Source organism: Haloparvum alkalitolerans, from assembly GCF_055381565.1.
The window spans coordinates 1,324,600-1,343,948 of record NZ_AP043938.1; the positions used below are offsets into that span (position 1 = coordinate 1,324,600).

At 69.7% G+C, this 19,349-nt stretch carries 17 protein-coding genes and 2 tRNA genes; 7 read left to right on the plus strand and 12 right to left on the minus strand.

Annotated elements, in window-relative coordinates; genetic code table 11:
• Positions 1 to 60 precede the first annotated feature (60 nt).
• A complete protein-coding gene (locus ACZ432_RS08980) occupies positions 61 to 210 on the minus strand; it encodes a 50S ribosomal protein L40e (RefSeq protein ID WP_058366462.1) in 150 nt (49 codons plus the stop codon).
• Positions 211 to 282: 72 nt separating this feature from the next.
• Positions 283 to 552 carry a thioredoxin gene (gene trxA, locus ACZ432_RS08985; protein WP_058366463.1) on the minus strand — a complete coding sequence of 90 codons (270 nt, stop codon included), beginning with the start codon at positions 550 to 552 and terminating at the stop codon, positions 283 to 285.
• Between the two features lie 146 nt (positions 553 to 698).
• Here trxA and ACZ432_RS08990 point away from each other — a divergent pair, with 146 nt between their 5' ends.
• The 3 genes from ACZ432_RS08990 to hisE all read left to right on the plus strand — a co-directional run bounded on the left by ACZ432_RS08990 (position 699) and on the right by hisE (position 1,949).
• Complete coding sequence (locus tag ACZ432_RS08990; RefSeq protein ID WP_058366464.1) at positions 699 to 860, plus strand: preprotein translocase subunit Sec61beta; 162 nt, start codon at positions 699 to 701, stop codon at positions 858 to 860.
• Between the two features lie 142 nt (positions 861 to 1,002).
• Positions 1,003 to 1,602, plus strand: a complete 600-nt coding sequence (gene pdxT, locus ACZ432_RS08995) for a pyridoxal 5'-phosphate synthase glutaminase subunit PdxT (RefSeq protein ID WP_426962624.1) — start codon at positions 1,003 to 1,005, stop codon at positions 1,600 to 1,602.
• Positions 1,599 to 1,949 carry a phosphoribosyl-ATP diphosphatase gene (gene hisE, locus ACZ432_RS09000; protein WP_426962623.1) on the plus strand — a complete coding sequence of 117 codons (351 nt, stop codon included), beginning with the start codon at positions 1,599 to 1,601 and terminating at the stop codon, positions 1,947 to 1,949. Before pdxT ends, hisE begins: the two co-directional genes overlap by 4 nt.
• A gap of 32 nt (positions 1,950 to 1,981) precedes the next feature.
• Here the strand turns inward: hisE and ACZ432_RS09005 are convergent, their stop codons facing one another.
• From ACZ432_RS09005 to ACZ432_RS09015, 3 genes are all read right to left on the minus strand, one after another.
• Complete coding sequence (locus tag ACZ432_RS09005) at positions 1,982 to 4,279, minus strand: hypothetical protein (RefSeq protein WP_426962622.1); 2,298 nt, start codon at positions 4,277 to 4,279, stop codon at positions 1,982 to 1,984.
• 132 nt (positions 4,280 to 4,411) lie between these two features.
• A tRNA-Ile gene (locus ACZ432_RS09010) sits at positions 4,412 to 4,487 on the minus strand.
• 86 nt (positions 4,488 to 4,573) lie between these two features.
• A tRNA-Asn gene (locus ACZ432_RS09015) sits at positions 4,574 to 4,646 on the minus strand.
• A 149-nt stretch (positions 4,647 to 4,795) separates the two neighbouring features.
• Here ACZ432_RS09015 and cca point away from each other — a divergent pair.
• Positions 4,796 to 6,169 carry a CCA tRNA nucleotidyltransferase gene (gene cca, locus ACZ432_RS09020; protein WP_426962621.1) on the plus strand — a complete coding sequence of 458 codons (1,374 nt, stop codon included), beginning with the start codon at positions 4,796 to 4,798 and terminating at the stop codon, positions 6,167 to 6,169.
• Between the two features lie 6 nt (positions 6,170 to 6,175).
• Here the strand turns inward: cca and ACZ432_RS09025 are convergent, their stop codons facing one another.
• The 4 genes from ACZ432_RS09025 to ACZ432_RS09040 form a co-directional block, all read right to left on the minus strand.
• On the minus strand, positions 6,176 to 7,180 hold the full coding sequence (locus ACZ432_RS09025) for a histone deacetylase family protein (protein ID WP_426962620.1): 1,005 nt from the start codon (positions 7,178 to 7,180) through the stop codon (positions 6,176 to 6,178).
• Position 7,181: 1 nt separating this feature from the next.
• Positions 7,182 to 7,613: a histone gene (locus tag ACZ432_RS09030; protein WP_426962619.1), complete on the minus strand. Its 432-nt coding sequence runs from the start codon at positions 7,611 to 7,613 to the stop codon at positions 7,182 to 7,184.
• A 161-nt stretch (positions 7,614 to 7,774) separates the two neighbouring features.
• On the minus strand, positions 7,775 to 9,280 hold the full coding sequence (locus ACZ432_RS09035) for a single-stranded DNA binding protein (RefSeq protein WP_426962618.1): 1,506 nt from the start codon (positions 9,278 to 9,280) through the stop codon (positions 7,775 to 7,777).
• 667 nt (positions 9,281 to 9,947) lie between these two features.
• Positions 9,948 to 10,841, minus strand: a complete 894-nt coding sequence (locus ACZ432_RS09040; RefSeq protein ID WP_426962617.1) for a hypothetical protein — start codon at positions 10,839 to 10,841, stop codon at positions 9,948 to 9,950.
• Between the two features lie 271 nt (positions 10,842 to 11,112).
• On the opposite strand from ACZ432_RS09040, the gene sufU reads away from it, so the two are divergent.
• Both sufU and ACZ432_RS09050 read left to right on the plus strand, forming a co-directional pair.
• Positions 11,113 to 11,532, plus strand: a complete 420-nt coding sequence (sufU, locus tag ACZ432_RS09045) for a Fe-S cluster assembly sulfur transfer protein SufU (RefSeq protein WP_426962616.1) — start codon at positions 11,113 to 11,115, stop codon at positions 11,530 to 11,532.
• A gap of 122 nt (positions 11,533 to 11,654) precedes the next feature.
• Entirely contained in the window at positions 11,655 to 12,263 is a 609-nt protein-coding gene (locus tag ACZ432_RS09050; RefSeq protein WP_426962615.1) for an Sjogren's syndrome/scleroderma autoantigen 1 family protein, read from the plus strand.
• 80 nt (positions 12,264 to 12,343) lie between these two features.
• Here ACZ432_RS09050 and ACZ432_RS09055 read toward each other — a convergent pair whose 3' ends face one another.
• From ACZ432_RS09055 to ACZ432_RS09065, 3 genes are all read right to left on the minus strand, one after another.
• Positions 12,344 to 12,604, minus strand: a complete 261-nt coding sequence (locus ACZ432_RS09055) for a hypothetical protein (protein ID WP_426962614.1) — start codon at positions 12,602 to 12,604, stop codon at positions 12,344 to 12,346.
• A gap of 139 nt (positions 12,605 to 12,743) precedes the next feature.
• Complete coding sequence (locus ACZ432_RS09060; RefSeq protein ID WP_426962613.1) at positions 12,744 to 15,194, minus strand: DEAD/DEAH box helicase; 2,451 nt, start codon at positions 15,192 to 15,194, stop codon at positions 12,744 to 12,746.
• Positions 15,195 to 15,333: 139 nt separating this feature from the next.
• On the minus strand, positions 15,334 to 15,462 hold the full coding sequence (locus tag ACZ432_RS09065) for a hypothetical protein (protein WP_426962612.1): 129 nt from the start codon (positions 15,460 to 15,462) through the stop codon (positions 15,334 to 15,336).
• Between the two features lie 365 nt (positions 15,463 to 15,827).
• Between ACZ432_RS09065 and ACZ432_RS09070 the strand changes: the two genes are divergently transcribed.
• Positions 15,828 to 19,349, plus strand: a complete 3,522-nt coding sequence (locus ACZ432_RS09070; protein ID WP_426962611.1) for an LAGLIDADG family homing endonuclease — start codon at positions 15,828 to 15,830, stop codon at positions 19,347 to 19,349.

Consider the following 19,349-nt stretch of genomic DNA (forward strand, 5'->3'; position numbering starts at 1 on the left):
GCCTCGACGCGGTCGCTGGCGAGGTTCGGTGTCGGGAGAATCGCGGCCGCGGTCGCCCGATTACGCCGCGCGGCGTTCCTTCGCCTTCGGGCGAAGCTTCGTGTAGCCGCACTTGCGGCAGCGGTTCGCCTCGGAGGCGTTGCGGGCGTTACAGCGCATGCAGATCTGTCGGTCGAGGTTGCGTCGTTCCGCGGCGTCGAAACTGGCCATGTGGAGTGAGAGTGCGCGGGCGCTGTAAAAGCTTGCGAGACGAGTCCGGCGAGACGGGCCGAAAAACCGACTTCAGGCGCCGGCTTCGCTCAGCGCCGCGTCGATGTCTTCCTTCTGGGTGACGCCGACGAAGCGGTCGACGACGCCGTCGTCGTTCTCGACGATCAGCGTCGGCAGCGAGCGGACCGAGTACTGGTTGGCGACGTCCTGCTCCTCGTCGACGTTCACCTTCTGCAGTTCGAAGGCGTCCCCGCGCTCCTCGACGATCTCCTCGAGGATCGGGTCCTGCGTCTTACACGGGCCACACCAGTCGGCGTAGAAGTCCAGGAGTCGAACGGTCATTGTGCGAACACGGGTAACCGCGGCGCGCGCATAAGGGTTTCCCACCCGTCCACGACCCCTGCACGAGCGGCCGAGGGCCCCGCCCGCGGCGGCCGCGACTCGACGGAGACGAAACGTTTAGGCGGATGCGCGGCGCAGAGCCGTGTATGAGCAGTGGTCAGAACTCCGGCGGCCTGATGTCCAGTGCGGGCCTCGTCCGCTACTTCGAGTCCGAGGACCGCAACGCCATCAGGATCGACCCCAAGACGGTGCTGGCGTTCGCCGTCCTCTTCGGCGTCTTCGTCCAGATCGTCTCGCTGGCGGTCTGAGTCTTCCCTTTTCGACGCGGCCGCGACCCCTCGCGAGCCGCCGGGTCGTCGAGCGGCCCTCGTGATCGTTCCCCGTGAGCGTCTCCCGTGAGCGCCGCCAGCGAGCGCGCCCTTTTTGCACGTCCCCGCCGCACGTTCGCACATGAAGGCAGGCGTCATCGCCGTGCAGGGCGACGTGAGCGAGCACGCCGACGCGATCCGGCACGCGGCCGCCGCGCACGGCGAGGAGGCGGAGGTCGTGGAGATCCGGGCCGCGGGGCTCGTCCCGGACTGCGACGTGCTGTGCATGCCGGGCGGCGAGTCGACCACCATCTCCCGGCTGATCCACCGCGAGGGGATCGCGCCGGAGATCCGCGACCACGTCGCGGCCGACAAGCCCGTCCTGGCGACCTGTGCCGGCCTGATCGTCTGCTCCCGGGACGCGAAGGACGAGCGGGTCGACCCCCTGGGCCTGCTCGACGTGACCGTCGACCGCAACGCGTTCGGCCGACAGAAGGACTCCTTCGAGGCGCGTATCGACGTGGCGGGTCTCGACGAGCCGTTCCCCGCGGTGTTCATCCGCGCGCCGCTGATCGACGAGGTGGGCGACGACGTGACGACGCTCGCGACCGTCGAGGACCGACCGGTGCTGGTCCGGCAGGGACCGATCGTCGGTACCTCCTTCCACCCCGAACTGACGGGCGACGACCGGATCCACGAGCTCGCCTTCTTCCCGGACGAGCACGCGGAGGTGGAGGCGTGAGCGACCCGGAGCCGGGGGCCGACGATGGAACCACGGTCGCCGAGGACGCGGCCGAGCAGCTCCCCGACGCCGTGCTCGATGACCTGTTCGCGACCATCGAGGCCCGGAAGCGCGAACTCCCCGAGGGGTCGTACACCGCCTCGCTGTTCACCCACGAGAAGGGCGAAAACGAGGTGCTCGAGAAGATCGGCGAGGAGGCGACCGAGACAATCCTCGCCGCGAAGGACGACGACCGCGAGGAGCTGACCGCCGAGAGCGCGGACCTGGTCTACCACCTGCTGGTGCTGCTCGCGATGAAGGACGTGGACCTCGACGACCTGCGCGGCGAGCTCGCGGACCGGTTCTGAGGGCCGGCCGGCTCGGACCGCCCTGGCCCGGCTCAGAGCTTCTCGGACTCCCGCGCCTGCGTCGCCCGCCGGTCCGCCTGTTCGAGTCGGCGCTCGGCCGCCCGCGACAAGGGGTCCGGCACGTCGTCGCTCGCCTCCGCGAGCCTGTCGCCGGCCCGCTGAAGCCGCTCCGCGACGACCTCCAGCTGGCGGTCCGTGCCGCCGCGGTCGCCCGCCTGCGCTCGCTCGGCCGCCTTCTCCGCCGCGTCGACCACGGCCTGAAACGCGCGAGCGAGCCCCTGCACCGCGTTCCCGGAGCCGCCGGCCGTGCCACCGGTTCCGTTGTCGTCGTCATCCTCGTCGCCGTCCTCGTCGACCAGCGCCGCGACCTCCGCCCGCGTCTCCGCGGCGATGTCGGCGAGGAACGCCGCCAGCGGCGCCTTCCCGGTCTCTGGTCGGTCGATGCTGACTCCGTCCTCCGAGTCGGGGTCGGGGTTGACGCGGTACGCCCCCACCGCGTCGTCGACGTCGCGGACCTCGGTCGTGTACGCGCCGCCCGCGTGGACGTAGAGCGCGTCGCTCCCCGCGGCGGGCGAGTCGTAGATCCGGCCGGCGAAGTCGTCCTCGACCGCAACCGCGGCGAGGGACGCGGCCGCCCCCGAGGCGCTCTCCGCCCCCTCCGTCTCCTCGGTTGCCGTTCCTTCCGTCGCGGTCGCTTCGGTCGCCGTTCCGTCGGTCGCCGTTTCGTCGGTCGCCGTCTCCGCTCCCCCGTCGTCGCTCCCGGCGTCCCCGCCGACCGTCAGCTTCGTCGCGTTCTCGCGGGCGACCAGCGGGACCTCGCCGGCGACGCCGGCGACCGTGGGCGCGTCGTCCTCGTCCGCGACCGTCACGCGCTCGCTGTGCGGGGCGCGGCCGGCGCCGTTGACGGTGAGGCGGTGCTCGCCCGCGGCCACGTCCTGCACGGCCGCGACGCCGCCGAACGTCGGGACGGCCTCGGGGTCGCTCTCCAGCAGGACGACCGACTCCACGCCGCCGGCGACCGTGGTCAGCCCCTCGCCGTCGGGCGCGTCCTCGTTCGTGACCGCCTCGGTGACCCGCGTGACGACCGCGTTGAGCCCGCCCGCCTCGCCGACGGCGTCGTAGCGGTCGGCCAGCTCGGCCCGGTGGTTGCGGGCGGTGATGTCCGCCGCGGGGTTCTCGTAGCGGGGCTGGTCCCACGGTACGCCGGTCGTCGTGATGTGGCCGGCGACCGCGTCCTCGACCGCCTCCGGGACCGAGAACTCGAAGCTCAGTTGCGGACCGGTGAAGGCGGCGATGTGCTCGATCTCGCTCGTCGGGACGAGGTCGTAGGCAACGTCCGTTTCCAGGTCGGCCTCGGAGCCCGCGGCGTCGCTCCTTCCGCCGGCTCCCTCACTCGCCGCGGGGCGGAACACCAGCCCCGTCTCGCGCGTGGGGAGGTCGGTCGGCGGCGACTGCAGCGCGTCGAGCGAGCGCACGGTGAGCGCCTCGTCGACCAGCGACTCCCGGGTGACGGACGGGAGCCGTTCGTGTTCGTGGAGCGGCGCGCCCTCGTACTCGGGGACGACGTAGGGGAGCCGCCATCCCTCGTCCCGGGGGAGCCCGTACGCGAGCGGGACCTCCGAGAGGTCCTCGATCCCCTCGATGGCGGTGTTCGTGACGTCCGCGAGGAGGTCGCCGTCCGGCAGGCGCTGGAACCGGTCCGGCACGTCGTTGATCGAGAGCGTGCTGGAGTGTGACCCCAACTCGGGGAGGATCCGGGGGACAGCGTCCGGCTCCGGGTCGAGGAACTCGTTGTTCGGCACCTTCCGGGAGTGCGAACTCGCGACGAACAGCTGCGGCTCGTCGGCCTCGTCGTCGACGAAGACGTGCAACACCTCCCAGTCGTGCCAGTGGAAGTTGGTCGTGAACTGGTCGAACGCGGAGTAGAACCAGAACTGGGCGACCGACAGCGGCGAGTCCGCGTACTCGACCGCGCGGTAGAAGACGGTCGGGTTCGGCGGGGTCGGAGAGCCGTCCTCGCCGTCGGCGCTTCCGTCGAACCGCTCGTGGTAGCCGTCGAAGGCGTCGAAGCCGTCCACGACCGTCTCACCCTCCTCCTCGCTCGTGTAGGGACGCGGGTCCGTCGGGAACCAGCGTTCGTGGGCGTCGAAGTACAGCGTCGGCGCGAACCGCTCCGCGAGCTCGCGGGCGCGGTCGTCGTCCGCGGGCGTGGTCTCGGCGTCGTCCCCGCGGTCGAGCGCGGAACAGCCCGACAGCGAGGCGGCGCCGAGCCCCGCGACCGCGCCGAGGACCGTCCGACGGTCGACGCCGGGGGCGTCCTCACCGGTCATGGCTGGTGGAGGGCGCACACGCGTTCGTCGGCCGTGGCTCGCGGTCCATCTCTACCGGTGAAGGTGGAGTACCGGCAATAAGCCTTCTGGGGAGCGGGCGTGCGACGGGACGCGCAGCGACTGGAGAAGGCATGGGCCCTGCCGGATTTGAACCGGCGCTCACCCCGTTATGAGCGGGGGGCTTTCGGCCAGACTAAGCTAAAGGCCCGCACTCCGAGGTAGCCGGAGCGGTCCCTTTAGCGTATCGGACCGGAGACACAGGGTCGGAACTGTCCGGGTGAGATCGAAAGAAGACGCCGAAGCCAGGACTCGAACCTGGGACCGCCTCGTTAACAGCGAGGCGCTCTACCAACTGAGCTACTTCGGCACGCATCCATTCGTAGCGCGGACGTTTTGATAGGGCTTTCGTTTCCGCCCGACGGCGTCGTCGCGCGTCGCCACGAACCGTGCGTACAGTTATCGAACCGGGAGCCCGACGACCGACACGCTTTCACGCCGACGCGGAGAAGCCGGCCCATGAGCGAGGCCGACGACGCGGAACTCGCGGCGGTGCTGGAGTCGGTCCGCGAGCGCGTCACTCCGGACGCCGAGGAGCGGGAACGGCTCGCGTCGGTCGCGGCGGCGCTGTCCGACCGCGCCCGGGAGGCGGTCGCGGACCTGCCGGTCGAGGCGGACGTGGTGCAGGTGGGCTCGACCGCGCGGGGGACGTGGCTCGCGGGCGACCGCGACATCGACCTCTTCGTGCGCTTCCCGCCGGACCTCCCGCGCGAGGAGCTGGAGACCTACGGACTGGAGGTGGGCCACCACGTCCTTCCGGACGGTCACGAGGAGTACGCCGAACACCCCTACGTGAAAGGCGAGTACCGCGGCTTCGACGTGGATCTCGTCCCCTGCTACGACGTGGCCGACGCGACCGCCATCCAGTCGGCGGTCGACCGCACGCCCTTCCACAACGCCTACCTGGAGGCGCGGCTCGACGACGACCTCGCGGACGGCGTCCGCCTCGCCAAACGGTTCCTGAAGGGGGTCGGCGCCTACGGGAGCGACCTCCGGACGCGCGGCTTCTCGGGGTACCTCACCGAGTTGCTCGTCGCGGAGTACGGGGGGTTCGTCCCGCTGGTCGAGGCGGCCGCCGACTGGCGCCCGCCGGTCGAACTCGACCCCGAGGACCACGCCGAGCGGACGTTCGACGACCCGCTCGTGGTGATCGACCCCACCGACCCCGAGCGCAACGTCGCCGCCGTCTGTGACGCCGAGAACGTCGCCCGGCTCCAGCACCACGCCCGGGCGTTGCTCCGGGACCCCTCCGAGGAGCGGTTCTTCCCGCCCGAACGCGACCCGCTTTCGCCCGCCGACGTGCGCGAGCACATCGACCGGCGCGGGACGACGCCCGTCGCGGTCGTCTTCGACGCGCCGGACCTGGTCCCCGACCAGCTGTGGCCGCAGCTCCGCAAATCGCTCTCGGGGATCGTGGGTGGACTCGGTGATCGGGGGTTCGAGCCACTCCGCTCGCGGGCGATGGTCGACGCGGAGGGCGACCGCGCGGCGCTGTTCGCCGAACTCTCGGTGGCGGAGCGACCTACCGTCGAGTCCCACGGCGGGCCGCCGGTCCACGTCCGCGACCACGCCGAGGGATTCTACGCGGCCTACGGCGACGACGCGGACGCGTACGGTCCCTTCCTCGACGGCGACCGTTACGTCGTGGAGCGGGAGCGAGAGTTCACGACCGCCGCGGCGTTCCTCGCAAGCGAGGCGGTGTTCGACGTCGGGCTCGGGGTCCACGTCGCCACCGCGCTCGAGGAGCGGGAGGTGCTCGTCGGCGACGACGTGGCGGCGCTCGCGGACGGGTTCGGCGACGCGCTGCGAGAGCACTTCGATCCGCGGCCCTGAGGGACCCTACAGGTCGAACCGCGTCCGGAGGCTCTCCACGAGGTCGATCGTCGCCTCGTCGGGCTCCCCGTCGGGAGCGACCGGGGACCGCCCGTCGAACGTCTCGTGAACCATCGCGACGCCTTCCGACAGCGTGTCGAGGCCGTAGCCCCCTTCGAGCACGAACGCGAGCGCCGCGTCCGAGGCGTCCGCGACGTCGCGCAGCAGGTCGGTCATCAGCGCGTATCCCTCCGAGGAGACGCGCATCCGGGAGATGGGGTCGTGTCTGTGGGCGTCGAAGCCCGCCGAGACGATGACGAGGTCGGGGTCGAAGCGGTCGAGCGCGGGGGCGAGCGCCCCCTCGATCACGTGGGCGTAGTCCGCGTCGCCCGCTCCGGCGGCAAGCGGCGCGTTGAGCGTCGTTCCGTCGCCGTCGCCCTCGCCCGTCTCGTCGGCCGCGCCGGTGCCGGGGTAGAGCCCGTCCTCGTGAGCGGAGGCGTAGAACACGTCGCCGCGGTCGTAGAAGATGTCCTGCGTGCCGTTTCCGTGGTGGACGTCCCAGTCGAAGATCGCGACGCGCTCGGCGAGGTCGTCGTCGAGTGCGGTCTGGGCCGCGACCGCCGCGTTGTTGAAGAAACAGAAGCCCATCGCGTCCTCCTCGACCGCGTGATGTCCCGGCGGTCGCCCGATCGCGAACGGCGTCTTCCGGCCGTCGGCTCCCTCCAGCGCGGCGGTTGCGGCCCACTGCGAGAGCCCGGCCGAGGCGAGCGCGGCGTCCCACGTCGCCCCGCAGGCGACGGTGTCGGGGTCCCAGTTACCGCCGCCGTCCGCGCAGAACCGCTCGAACTCGCCGACGTATCCCTCGTCGTGGACCGCCTCCACGGCCGCGCGGCTCGCGGGCGGCGCGTCGACGTACTCGACGCCGTGCCGCTTGTTGAGCCCGCGGCGGATCGCCCGGAGCCGGTCGGCGGTCTCGGGGTGTCGTTCGCCGGTATCGTGGTCGAGACAGACCTCGTTGTAGCCGAACTGCATCCTACTCGAAGAGCGCGAAGTACGTCTCGATGTCCTCCGCCTGGATCGTCCGGCGGTCGGCGTGGTGCGCCAGGGTCGCGGCCGCGCTCGCGACGTTGTCGGCGTAGTCCTCGAGGATGTCGGCGAGCGCGATCCGGGCGTCCATCCCGACCCGGTAGCGGTCGTCGATATGGAGCCGGGCGATGCGGTCGACCGGCGCGACCGGGAGCGTGAGGTCCTCGCGGTCGACGACCTGTTCGACGCCGAAATCCGCCGCCATCAGGGTCTTCCGACCGTCCGCCGTCGCCCGCTCGGCCGCGTCCTCGGCCAGCGTCGCGCCGTGCTCCTGTACGCGACGCGCGAGCGCCTCGGCCGCGCCGGCGCTCACGCGGAGGTCGCCCGCGTTGCGCCGGATTATCTGGTCGACCGGGGCGAACGGTAGCTCGACACTCATACCCACACACGGGGACCTGCCCCGTATAACGGTTTCCGTTGCGTCTCGGTGTAACGCCGTCTCAACCACCGATCCGCCCCATCGGCGTCGCTCAGACGCTCGTTTTCGCGCCGGCGGATTGAACGGGACGAGCGGTCGCGAGGGGCCGGCTCGACCGCCGGTCAGAAGACCTCGTCGGCGTCGATGGTGCCGTCCCGCTCCGTCCCGCGGACGGTCACTTCCTCGCCGAGCCGGAGGTTGGCGTCCGTCTCCACGCTCTTGGTCTTCCGGCCGTCGTCGAGCACGACCGGCTCGCCCGCCTGCACGACGGTTCCGGTGAACTCGACTTCGCCCGCCTCCGCGGTCGCCGCGGCCGCGCCGCCGGAGCCGGTCGCACCGCCCGAGACGGCCGCGCTTCCGGCGTCGTCGGACCCCACGTCGGCGTCCGACGACCCGCCGTCGGAGCCGCCAGCCGAGCCACCGTCGTCCGAGAACGCGCCGAGTCCCGTTTCGTCGCCGGCGGCGTCCGCGGAGTCCGCAGGGTCCGCGGAGCCGGCCGACCCGCCGGTCGCCGCGTCCCCGTCCAGCACGCTCACCGTGGAGCGCCAGTTCGCGGACGCCTCGAGGTCGTCCTGCCAGCCGTCCTGGATCTCCACGTCGGTGAAGACGACGCGGTCGGCCAGATCGATGTCGGCGTCGGCCTTGTCGCCCCACAGCGCGACGCGGATCTCGCCGGTTTCGTCCTTGATCCGGACGTTGCGGACCTGTCCCTCGCTTCCATCGTCGCGGTCGAACGTGCGCTTGGGGTCGGTCTCGATGACGCCGCCAGCGATGTCGACGGTCCGGTCGAGCTCCACGTCCGCGATATCGGTCGTCTCGGGAACGTACTCCACCTCTTCGTCGACGCGCTCGAGGGAGCCGCGATCCCCGACGTGGAGCTCGAGGTCGCCGTCGCGCTCGCGGACGTAGCCGTCCACGATCTCGACGACCTCGCCGGGTTCGAACTCCTCCGCGAGGTCGGCCTTGCCGTCCCACAGCGTGATCCGGACGCGGCCGGTCTCGTCGCCGACGGTGAGGTTGGCGACGCGGCCCTCGCTGCCGTCGTCGCGGTCGAACGTACGCACGGAGTCGGTGTCGAGCACCTTCCCGACCAGATCCACGTCGGAGGCGCCGAGCGTGAGGTCCTCGACCTGGTAGGTGTCGAGCACCTGCACGTCGACCTCCGCGTCCTCGTCGATCTCGACCTTGTTGGCGCTCACCTCGAGGCCGTTGTACCCCTCCTTGGGGCGGCCCGCGACGCGCAACACGTCGCCGACCTCCAGTTCTTCCTCCGTGGCGACGGCCATCTCGTCCCACAGCGCGACGCGGACGGAGCCGGAGGCGTCCGCGATCTCGACGTTGCAGACGCGACCCTCGCTCTCCTCGCCGTCGTCGCCCTCGCGGTCGAAGGTGCGGATCTCTCCGATGGAGGTCACCTTGCCGAGGAACTTCACCTCGTCCATGCCCGGCTCGATGTCGGCGATCGTGTCGGCCTCGCCGTCCTTCAGCTCGTGGGCGATGAGCATCGCCGCCGTCTCCTCGTCCGCGAGGCCCCCCATCTGCTCGACCTTGTCCTCGACGGCCGCCTCGAACTCCTCGTAGGCGACGTCGGTGTCGAGGTCCTCGTAGACGTCCTCGATCACTCCCATAATCCTACGTCGTGAGTTGGTGAGCCCGCGCATAAGCGTTGTCCTTGCCCCGGTGAGACGCCGCAGTCTCGCGGTTTCGACGCTCCAACGGCACGCTCGCGCGTCGGTCGCTGCATGCCCGAACATGGCCGCGGTTTCGTACAAAAGGGTTCGGCGGCGGACCGGAAGCGACGGGCGGCCGACCGCCGCGTGGCCGCGTACTGTCGCGGCCCACCGCGGTGCTGTGGCACGGTTGCGGTCGGCGCGCGCGAGGGAGGTCGCGGGCCGGCTGCCTGCGGTGTCTCCAGCGCGCTACTGCACGCTGGAGGCCAGCGGGACGCGGGTTGTCCCGCGCTGCGGTTTCGCGGCCGGCCCGCGGCCGAGGTTGGGGAGGTGCGAGGCCTACGGTGCGGAGCGGGGTGGGACTGAAAGGGGCTGCCGGCTCGATCCGGCCCCGGCGCCTCAAGCACCGCAGCGAGCTGTGCGGGGAGCGAGGAGCGCAGAGCGTGCCGCGGACGGTCGAGCCGGCTGGGGCTTTCTGGGTGGTGCTGTTCCAAACAGCAGGATCAACAGCAGAGCCACACAAATCGTAGCGGGAGTCGGCTGGGATTCACCGAACGTCTCACTCCCGATCAGCGGGGTCTACAACCGAGTTCGAACCGCGGTTCAAAAAGTCGCTGTAGCCGGTTTACGCGTCGTCGCCGCCGGTCTCGGAGACCTCGCCCTCGACCGTGGCCTCGCTACCGAGTTCGACCGTCTCGCCGGTCGCGTCGCCCGCGACCGTCGAGTCCGCGCCGACGACGACCGCGCCGTCGGCCGACAGCGAGCCCTCGACCTCGTTGCCCTCGCCGAGTTCGATGGAGGCGGCCTCCACGTCGCCGGTGACGGTCACGTTCGCGCCGGTGGTGAACGCGCCGGTGACGAGCCCGCCGCCGACGGTCGACTCGGCGCCGACGGTCACGTCCGAGCCGCCGGAGACGGTCCGCTCGACGGTGACGCCCTCGCCCAGCTCGACCGCGCCGGTCGCGCCGACGAAGCTCCTGAACGAGGCGCCGTCGGCCGCGGTCAGGGCGCCGGAGGCGGAGACCTGCCCCGCGACCGTGGCGTCGGCACCGACCGTCAGGTCGCCGTTCGCGGAGATCGCGCCCTCGACGGTCGTGGCGTCGCCGAGCGTCACGGCCGTTCCCTCCACGTCGCCCGTGACGGTCGCGCCCTCGCGGACCTCGACCGCGCCGAGGCTGCGGACGGACCCCTCGACGACGGCGCCGGACTCGACGACGACGCCCGCGCCGGCTTCGACGAACGCAGTGACCTCGGTGTCGGCCGCGACGGTGACGGTACCGGAGGCGGAGGCCTCCTCGCCCTCCCAGGACGCGTCGACCGTGAGGTCGCCCTCGGTGGCGTAGGTGCTCTCCTCGGTCGCCGTTCCGCCATCCGGGGACCCCTCGGTCGCGGTCGTCTCGTCGTCGGTCGCCGTCGCCTCACCCTCGCTGCCGGTGCAGCCTGCGAGCGCGGCGACGCCGGTGGCCGCGGCGCCGGTGAGGACGGTACGTCGGGTCAGCAGTCGCTTGCGGGAACCCATGAATCGGCCGACGGGAGCGAGGTATTTACCGCCCGGTGGAGTTCCCGGATCGCTGGATTTACCCCCTCCCTTCTCAGAGCATCAGGAGCTGTATTGTCGTCACCCGGCCGAACCCTGTCGGACGTTGTCAATTATCGCATTGCGGGCGCGGCCGCGGACGCCGGTCTCCGCAGCGACCGCGGGCGCGGTGCCGCGTACCGACCGCGACGCTGCTCCGGAAGTTCCGGCCTGCGGAACGCTTTTCCACCGGTATGGTCTATCTCGGGTAACGATGGGACTGGGCTCGGACATGTACAGACAGCAGATCCTCGATCACTACAAGAACCCCCGCAATTACGGGGAGATGGAGGATCCGGACTACACCCACGTCGGCGAGAACCCCTCTTGCGGGGACACGATCCGGATGGACGTCCGGCTCGCGGACGACGGCGAGACGATCGAGTACGTCACGTTCACGGGCGACGGCTGCGCCATCTCGATGGCGTCCGCGAGCATGCTCTCGGAGCGCCTCTCCGGCATGACGCTCGACGAGCTGAAGGAGATGGACACCGAGGACGTGACGGAGATGCTCGGCGTCGACATCTCCCCGATGCGGGTCAAGTGCGCCGTTCTCGGCCGGCAGGTCGCACAGGACGGCGCGAAGATCCATCTCGGCGAGATGGACCTCGACCGGACGAAGACCGAGGAGTAGCGCCACCGGCGGTCCTGCCGCCGTACCGCTCCCGCGCCCCCCGTTCCGCGCCACCGGCTGCACCCGACCGCAGCCGGCCGCGGCCCGCCGCGTTTTTGCCCGCGCACGGCGTTGTTCCCCCCATGAGCGACTTCGACAAGGAAGCGGAACGGGAGAAGCTCCGCGAGAAGCTGGCGGACGACCGCGAGAAGCGACAGCACACCCAGCAGCTCTCGGAGCTCCTGTTGAAGGGCGCGACGATGACGAACCGGCACTGCGACCGCTGTGGCGACCCCATCTTCCGGCACGAGGGGCAGGAGTTCTGTCCCTCCTGTGACACCGGTAGTCAGGACGCCGCGGCAGCGGACCGGCCCGCCGACGACGGGGACTCGGCTCGACCCGAAACGACGGGCGACGAGTCCGCGACCGCGGCGACGCGGTCCGCGAACGGCGCCCGACCGGAGGGGGAGAGCGTCGACGTCGAACCGGCGAGCGAGCGTGCGGAGACGGCGGCGGCTCCGACGAGCGGGAGTCCGGAGACGGCGGAGAACTCGACGCCGACGGAACCGATGCCGTCGGAACCGACGCCGACCGAGTCTACCGGAGGAGATCTCGACGGCGCCCGCGCGTCGCTCGCGCGCACCGTCGCGACGTTCGCGGAACGCGCCCGGACGACCGAGGACCCGCGGCGCGCCCGCGAACACCTCGAGGCGGCTCGCGAGGCGGCCGAGGCGCTGGCGGCGCTGCGTTGACCCGGCCGGCACGTCGCGGGACCGAACGGACGCGCCTGCGGGAAACCCCGCCGGACCGCGCGGCCGAATGCGGGCGTGACTCAGTCCGACCGCAGCGCGAAGCCGGCGCGGGAGCCGTCGCGTCCGGTGGGAGTGGCCGTCCCGGACCGGTCGAGGCTCGCCGACTTCTCGGCGACCGCGAACCACGCCGTGCCGGAGCCGGCGTTCGCGTAGACGGCCCGTTCCGCGGTCGTGCCGTCCGCCGTCGACGCCGACTCACGGATCCCGTAGTACGTGTCCGCGCCGCCCGAGGAGCCGTGTTGTGCCGCGCCGTAGACCGCTTCGCTCGTTTCTTTACTCATCTTCGAGTAATTTCTTCTGGGGATAGAACATAAATCCACCGCCGAAAATATATATTTGATACTGTTAACCTAATACGACCTAAAGGACAACACGACCGCGGCCACGTCGCCGAGCGCGCCCTCGGGGGTCGTCGCCGGGCTACTGGTACTCGCTGCCGACGACTTCGCGGATGCGCTCGGCGGTGACGGAGCCGACGCCGTCGACCTCGAGCAGGTCCTCCTCGCGGGCGGTCATCACGCCCTCGACCGTCCCGAAGTGCTCCAGCAGCGACCGAGCGGTCACGGGGCCGATGTCGGCGATGGCGGAGACGACGTACTCCTGCTGTTCCGGCAGGGTCTTCGAGCTCTTCTCGCCGTGGACGCTCACCTCGCGGTCGGCCGTCTCCTGTTCCCGGCGGGCGATGGTCTCCAGCAGTTCGGCGGTGTCCGCCTCGTCCTCGGTCCGGAGGACGCTCACGTCGAAGTCGACCGCGAGCGACGCCAGCGCGCCGCGGATCGCGTTCGGGTTCACGTTGCGCTGGCCGTACAGGTCCGCGCCCTCGACGACCATCACCGGGCGGCCGTACGCCCGGGCCATGTCGCCCACCTGCTCGAAGACGGAGCGGTCGCCGTCGAGCAGCGAGTCCACGAAGTCGGCCGCGGCTTTCCGCTCGACGGCCACCCGGTCCGAGAGCACGTAGTCGCCGACCGCGAGCGTCTCCAGCCGCGTCGTGAGCCCGTCGCGCTTCGAGAGGTCGCGGGCGATGTTGGAGTCGAGTTCGCGCTGGTCGACGACGACCTCGACGCTGTCGTCCGACTCGGGGGTGGCGACGACGCCCTCCTCCGCGTCGTCGTCCTCCCCCTCGGTCTCGCGGACCTCGCTCGCGTAGTCCGCGAGTCCCGCGTGCTCCTCCGGAGACGCGTCCGCCTCCGCGTTCGCGTCCGCCCCCGCGCTCGCGTCGGTCCGGGCGTCCGAGTTCGCCGCGGCCTCCGCGTCCCCGACCTCGGCGGTCTCCCCGCCGAACGCGTCGAGCCCGGTCTGGTCGCCGCCCCCGACCGACTCCTCGATCTCGTCGGTGGCGGCCTTCAGGTCGGAGAGCTCGGACTCCATCTGCTTCTCGCGCCGTCGCGAGATCCAGAAGAACGCCTCGTCGCGGGTGTCCTCGGCCATCAGCACGACGACCTGCCCCTCGGCCTGTCGACCGGTCCGGCCCTTCCGCTGGATCGAGCGGATCGCGGTCGGTACCGGCTCGTAGAACAGGACGAGGTCGACCTCGGGGACGTCGAGGCCCTCCTCCGCGACGGAGGTGGAGACGAGCACCTCGAACTCGCCGGCGCGGAACGCGTCCAGCGTCTCCTGCTGCTGCGTCTGACTCATCCCGTCCGAGCCCTCCTTGTCGCCCTGTCCGACGAACTTCCGCACGTCGAAACTGGCCGAGAGGAAGTCGACGAGCGCCTCGGCCGTGTCGCGGGACTCGGTGAAGACGATGGCGCGCTCGCCCTCGTTGATCCCGAGCGTCTCCGCGAGCAGGATGCGGGTCTTCGAGAACTTCGGATGGAGGTCGTCGAACGACTCGACCCGCCGCATCGCCTCGCGCACCTTCGGCTCCGCGACCATGCGCTGGCTGGCCTTCGAGGCGCCCGACGAGCGGGCGGCCTGCCGCTGGCGCTCGAAGTAGCGCCGGACGGACTCGACGGACTGGGTCTCCACCAACTCGACGGCGCGGCGGAGCTTCATCACCTCCGCGTGCGTGGACATCCCCTTGTACCCCTCCGACTGGTCGTTGTCCATCATGCGCTTGAGCTTGCCGCGCATCTTGTTGAGCTGCTTCTGGGAGAGGTCGGGGCTCGTTCGGTTGGTCACGCCGAGCTCCTTCAGTGTCTCCAGCCGGTCGGCGATCACCTCGTTGAGCGCGTCGCGGATCTCCAGTACCTCCTCGGGTAGCGTCACTTCCTCCCAGCGCACGTCCGTGTCGTGGGTGTACTCGTCGACGTCCGCGTCCTCCTCCGTCATCACCTCGACGTTCGAGAGCCCGAGGTTCTCGCAGACGATCTCGATCTCCTCGGTGTCGCCGCCGGGGGAGGCGGACATCCCCGTCACGAGGGGATCGGCCGCGTCGGCGTGGTAGCGCTCGGCGATGTAGACGTACGCGTAGTCGCCGGTCGCGCGGTGGCACTCGTCGAAGGTGAGGTGCGTCACGTCCCGCAGCGAGATCCGGTTGCCGACGAGGTCGTTCTCGACCACCTGCGGCGTCGCGATCACGATCCGCGCGGAGTCCCACAGCGCCGCGCGGTCGGCCGGCTTCACGTCGCCGGTGAAGACGACGATCTCGTCGTCCGGGATCGACAGCGCCTCGCGGTAGAAATCGGCGTGCTGCTGGACGAGCGGCTTCGTCGGCGCGAGAAACAGCGCTGTCCCGCCCGCCTCCTGAAGCCGCTCGGCGGTCACGAGCAGGCTCACCGTCGTCTTGCCGAGGCCGGTCGGAAGGCAGACCAGCGTGTGACTGTTCCGGGCCGCGTCGGCCAGCTGCAGCTGGTAGCGTCGCCGCTGTAGAAAGCCCGGATCCAGCAGGGGGTGCTCGATGCTCGCCGCGTCGGCCTCCGTCGCCATCGTGCCTCCTTGTCCGCTCTCGCGGATAAGGCTTCGCGAAGCGAGGTGGAAGTGGTCGGCGCACGGAACGCTCCGGCGCCCTGCGGCGCTCCGCCGCGGTCGGGGGCGCGGGAACGCGGTCGCTCCGCGCCCTCTACCCTTACGTGCCCTCGCTCGCGTCCGTCCCGGCGCCCGGTCCGCGGTCGGCGACCTCCTCGGGGACCTCCTCCCCGATGAGCGCTGCCCACTCCGCGACGCGGGCGCCGTTGTGTCGTGTCGACCCGCTCATCACGCGTGGGTATGTATCACACGTCCTAATAACCGTTACTCCGGTTCCAGCGTCTCGAAACAGGTGGCGAGCGAGCCGCCGTCGGTCGCGCACGTCGCTTCGCCGGCCGTCCCACACCGGCGCGCGCCGCGGCGACCTCGCGCGGTCGCGGGTTGTCCCGCGCTGCGGTTCCGCGCCCGGCTCGCGGTCGAGGCTGGGGAGATGAGTGGCCGCGCTCGCCCGACAGCGGGTCCAGGACCCGCCGAGCGACTGGCCGCGACGAACGGCGCTCCGCCGTCCCCTCGGCGGTCGATCCGCACCGCCGCCGGTCCACTTCCACCCCGGAGGCATGAGGTTCATAGGTGATGGCGCCGAAGGGTGTCTCAATGGCTCAGGCCGGGAATCAGGACCTCACGGAGCGGTTCATCCAGTTCTACCGGAACTACTACCGCGACGAGATCGGGACGCTCGCGCAGAACTACCCGAACGAGCAGCGGTCGCTGTTCCTCGACTACGACGACCTCTACCAGTTCGACCGCGACCTCGCGGAGGACTTCCGCAGCCAGCCGGACCAGATGCAGGAGTACGCCGAGGAGGCGCTCCGGCTCTACGACCTCCCCGCGGACGTGAGCCTCGGGCAGGCCCACGTCCGGCTGGAGAACCTCCCGGAGAGCATCGACATCCGCGGCATCCGCGTCCACGACAACCACATCGGCAAGCTCGTCTCCATCAAGGGCATCGTCCGCAAGGCCACCGACGTCCGCCCGAAGGTGACCGAGGCCGCCTTCGAGTGCCAGCGCTGCGGCACGATGACGTACATCCCGCAGGCCGACGGTGGCTTCCAGGAGCCCCACGAGTGCCAGGGCTGCGAGCGACAGGGGCCGTTCAACGTCAACTTCGACCAGTCGGAGTTCGTCGACTCCCAGAAGCTCCGCATTCAGGAGTCCCCCGAGGGGCTCCGCGGCGGCGAGACCCCCCAGTCCATCGACGTGGACATCGAGGACGACATCACCGGCAACGTCACGCCCGGCGACCACGTCACCGTCGTCGGCGTGCTCCACATCGAGCAGGTCCAGCAGGGCAACGAGAAGTCCGCCATCTTCGACCTCTACATGGACGGCGTCTCCGTCCGCATCGAAGACGAGGAGTTCGAGGACATGGACATCACGGCCGACGACGTCGAGGAGATCATCGAGCTCTCCAATCGCCCGACGCTGTACGAGGACATGGTGGCGTCGCTCGCGCCCGCCATCTACGGCTACGAGGAGGAGAAGCTCGCGATGATCCTCCAGCTCTTCTCGGGCGTCACGAAACACCTCCCCGACGGCTCCCGCATTCGCGGCGACCTCCACATGCTGCTGATCGGCGACCCTGGTACCGGGAAGTGCGTGGATGGGGACACGAGGGTGACGCTCGGGGACGGGCGTGAGGTCCCGATCCGCGAGGTGGTCGAGGACAACCTCGACGATCCGAAAGCCATCGATGACGGCGTATGGGACGCGGTCGACTTCGAGGTCCCCGCACTCCAGCAGGACGGGACGATCGGATCGTCGCGCGCGACGAAGGTCTGGAAGCGAGAGGCCCCGGAGCAGATGTACCGTATCGAGACTGCGTCGGGAAGAGAGATAGAGGTGACACCGTCGCATCCTCTGTTCGTCCAGCAGGATGGGCAGTTCGCCCCGACTACCGCGGACGAGCTCGAAGCTGGCGAATTCGTAGCTATCCCGAACCATCTCGACGTGCAGGCGGACGACTCACTTGACGTCGACTTCCGCCGCGCGCAGTCGTACAACGCGGTGCGTCTCGATCCCCCTTCGCAGTGGACGCCGGAACTCGCCCGCCTGATCGGCTACATCGTTGCGGAGGGCTACGTTGAGAAGCGTGGCGACCACTCCGGCTTCGTCTCGATCACGAACAACGACGAAGCTGTTCTCTCCGACGCACGGAGGGGACTTCACGCGCTCGGTCTCGAGACCACCACGCGAGAACCACACCCCGGGAAGGACGCACGCGAGTTGATGTGTTCCGCAGGCGAATTCGTCGACTTCCTCGGAAGCCTTGACGATTCGCTGCTCAAAAATTCCGCAGAGAAGCGCGTCCCGACACCGATATTCGGAGCCTCCGAACGGATCTCGAAGGCATTTATCAAAGCGTTCATCGAGGGGGAAGGACACGTCTCCACCACTCAGCGAGAGATAACCGTCGCATCGATCAGTGAGGAACTCCTCATCGACGTGCGATCCCTTCTGCTTCAGCACGGAATCTCGGCCCAACTCCACGAGCGCCATAACGGTAGCCACCGCCTCCGGATCAGCGGTACCCAGTTCGACAGATACGTCACCAAGATCGGGTTCGTCACCGACCGCAAACAGCGTGCGGCCGAAGAGCACCTCAAAACGGATCGAAACACGAACCTGAACGTCGTTCCCAACGTGGGTCAAACACTTTGTCGTCTCCGTGAATCTCTCGGTCTCACGCAGTACGAGTGTGGTGTGCCACGCAACACGTATCGCCACTACGAAGCGGGGAACCGAAATCCGAGCGTCGATGCCCTTGCTCAGGTTCTCGACGCTTTCGAGGACGCCCATTCGGACTCCGACCGCCCCAGCCACGATGCGACTGCTGAAGCCGATGGTGGGTCGATCCTTTCCGGCATTGCTGCGCTCAGACAGTTCGTAGATGGAGATGCTCGTTGGGACCGCATCGAGTCCATCGAACTGGTCGATACGGGGGCCGACTGGGTGTACGACCTCGAGGTCGCGGGAACGCACAATTACGTCTCGAACGGGGTCATCTCACACAACTCCCAGATGATCAGTTATGTCGAGAATATTGCCCCAAGATCAGTTTATACGTCCGGAAAGGGATCAAGTGCAGCAGGGTTAACGGCCGCAGCCGTCCGCGACGACTTCGGCGACGGCCAGCAGTGGTCGCTGGAGGCGGGCGCGCTCGTGCTCGCGGACAAGGGGATCGCCGCAGTCGACGAGCTAGACAAAATGGACTCGTCGGATAGGTCGGCAATGCACGAGGGGCTCGAACAGCAGAAGATCTCCGTCTCGAAGGCGGGGATCAACGCGACGCTGAAGGCGCGGTGTTCGCTGCTGGGCGCCGCGAACCCGAAGTACGGGCGGTTCGACCAGTACGAGCCCATCGGCGAGCAGATCGACCTCGAGCCGGCGCTCATCTCGCGGTTCGACCTCATCTTCACGGTGACGGACCAGCCGGACCCCGAACACGACTCGAAGCTCGCCAAGCACATCCTCAAGACGAACTACGCGGGCGAGTTGAACACCCAGATGACGGAGGTTCAGACGTCCGAGTTCACCAGCCAGGAGGTCGACGACGTCACCGAGGAGGTGGCGCCGGAGATCGACGCGGACCTGCTGCGCAAGTACATCGCCTACGCCAAGCGGAACTGCTTCCCGACGATGACCGACGAGGCGAAGGAGCACATCGAGGGGTTCTACGTCGACCTGCGCTCGAAGGGGATGGACGAGGACTCCCCGGTACCGGTCACCGCCCGTCAGCTGGAGGCGCTCGTCCGGCTCGCGGAGGCCAGCGCCCGCGTTCGGCTCTCCGACACGGTCGAGCTGGAGGACGCGGAGCGCTCGACGGAGATCGTGGAGTCGTGTCTACAGGACATCGGCATCGACCCGGAGACGGGGCAGTTCGACGCGGACGTGGTGGAGACGGGCACCTCGAAGAGCCAGCGCGACCGCATCAAGAACATCAAGGGACTCATCGCGGAGATCGAAGACGAGTACGAGGAGGGAGCGCCGGTCGACGAGGTGCTCGACCGCGCCAGCGAGATCGGGACGGACCCCGACAAGGCGGAGGAGGAGATCGAGAAACTCCGCCGGAAGGGCGAGGTGTACGAACCGCAGCAGAACCACCTCCGCACGACCTGA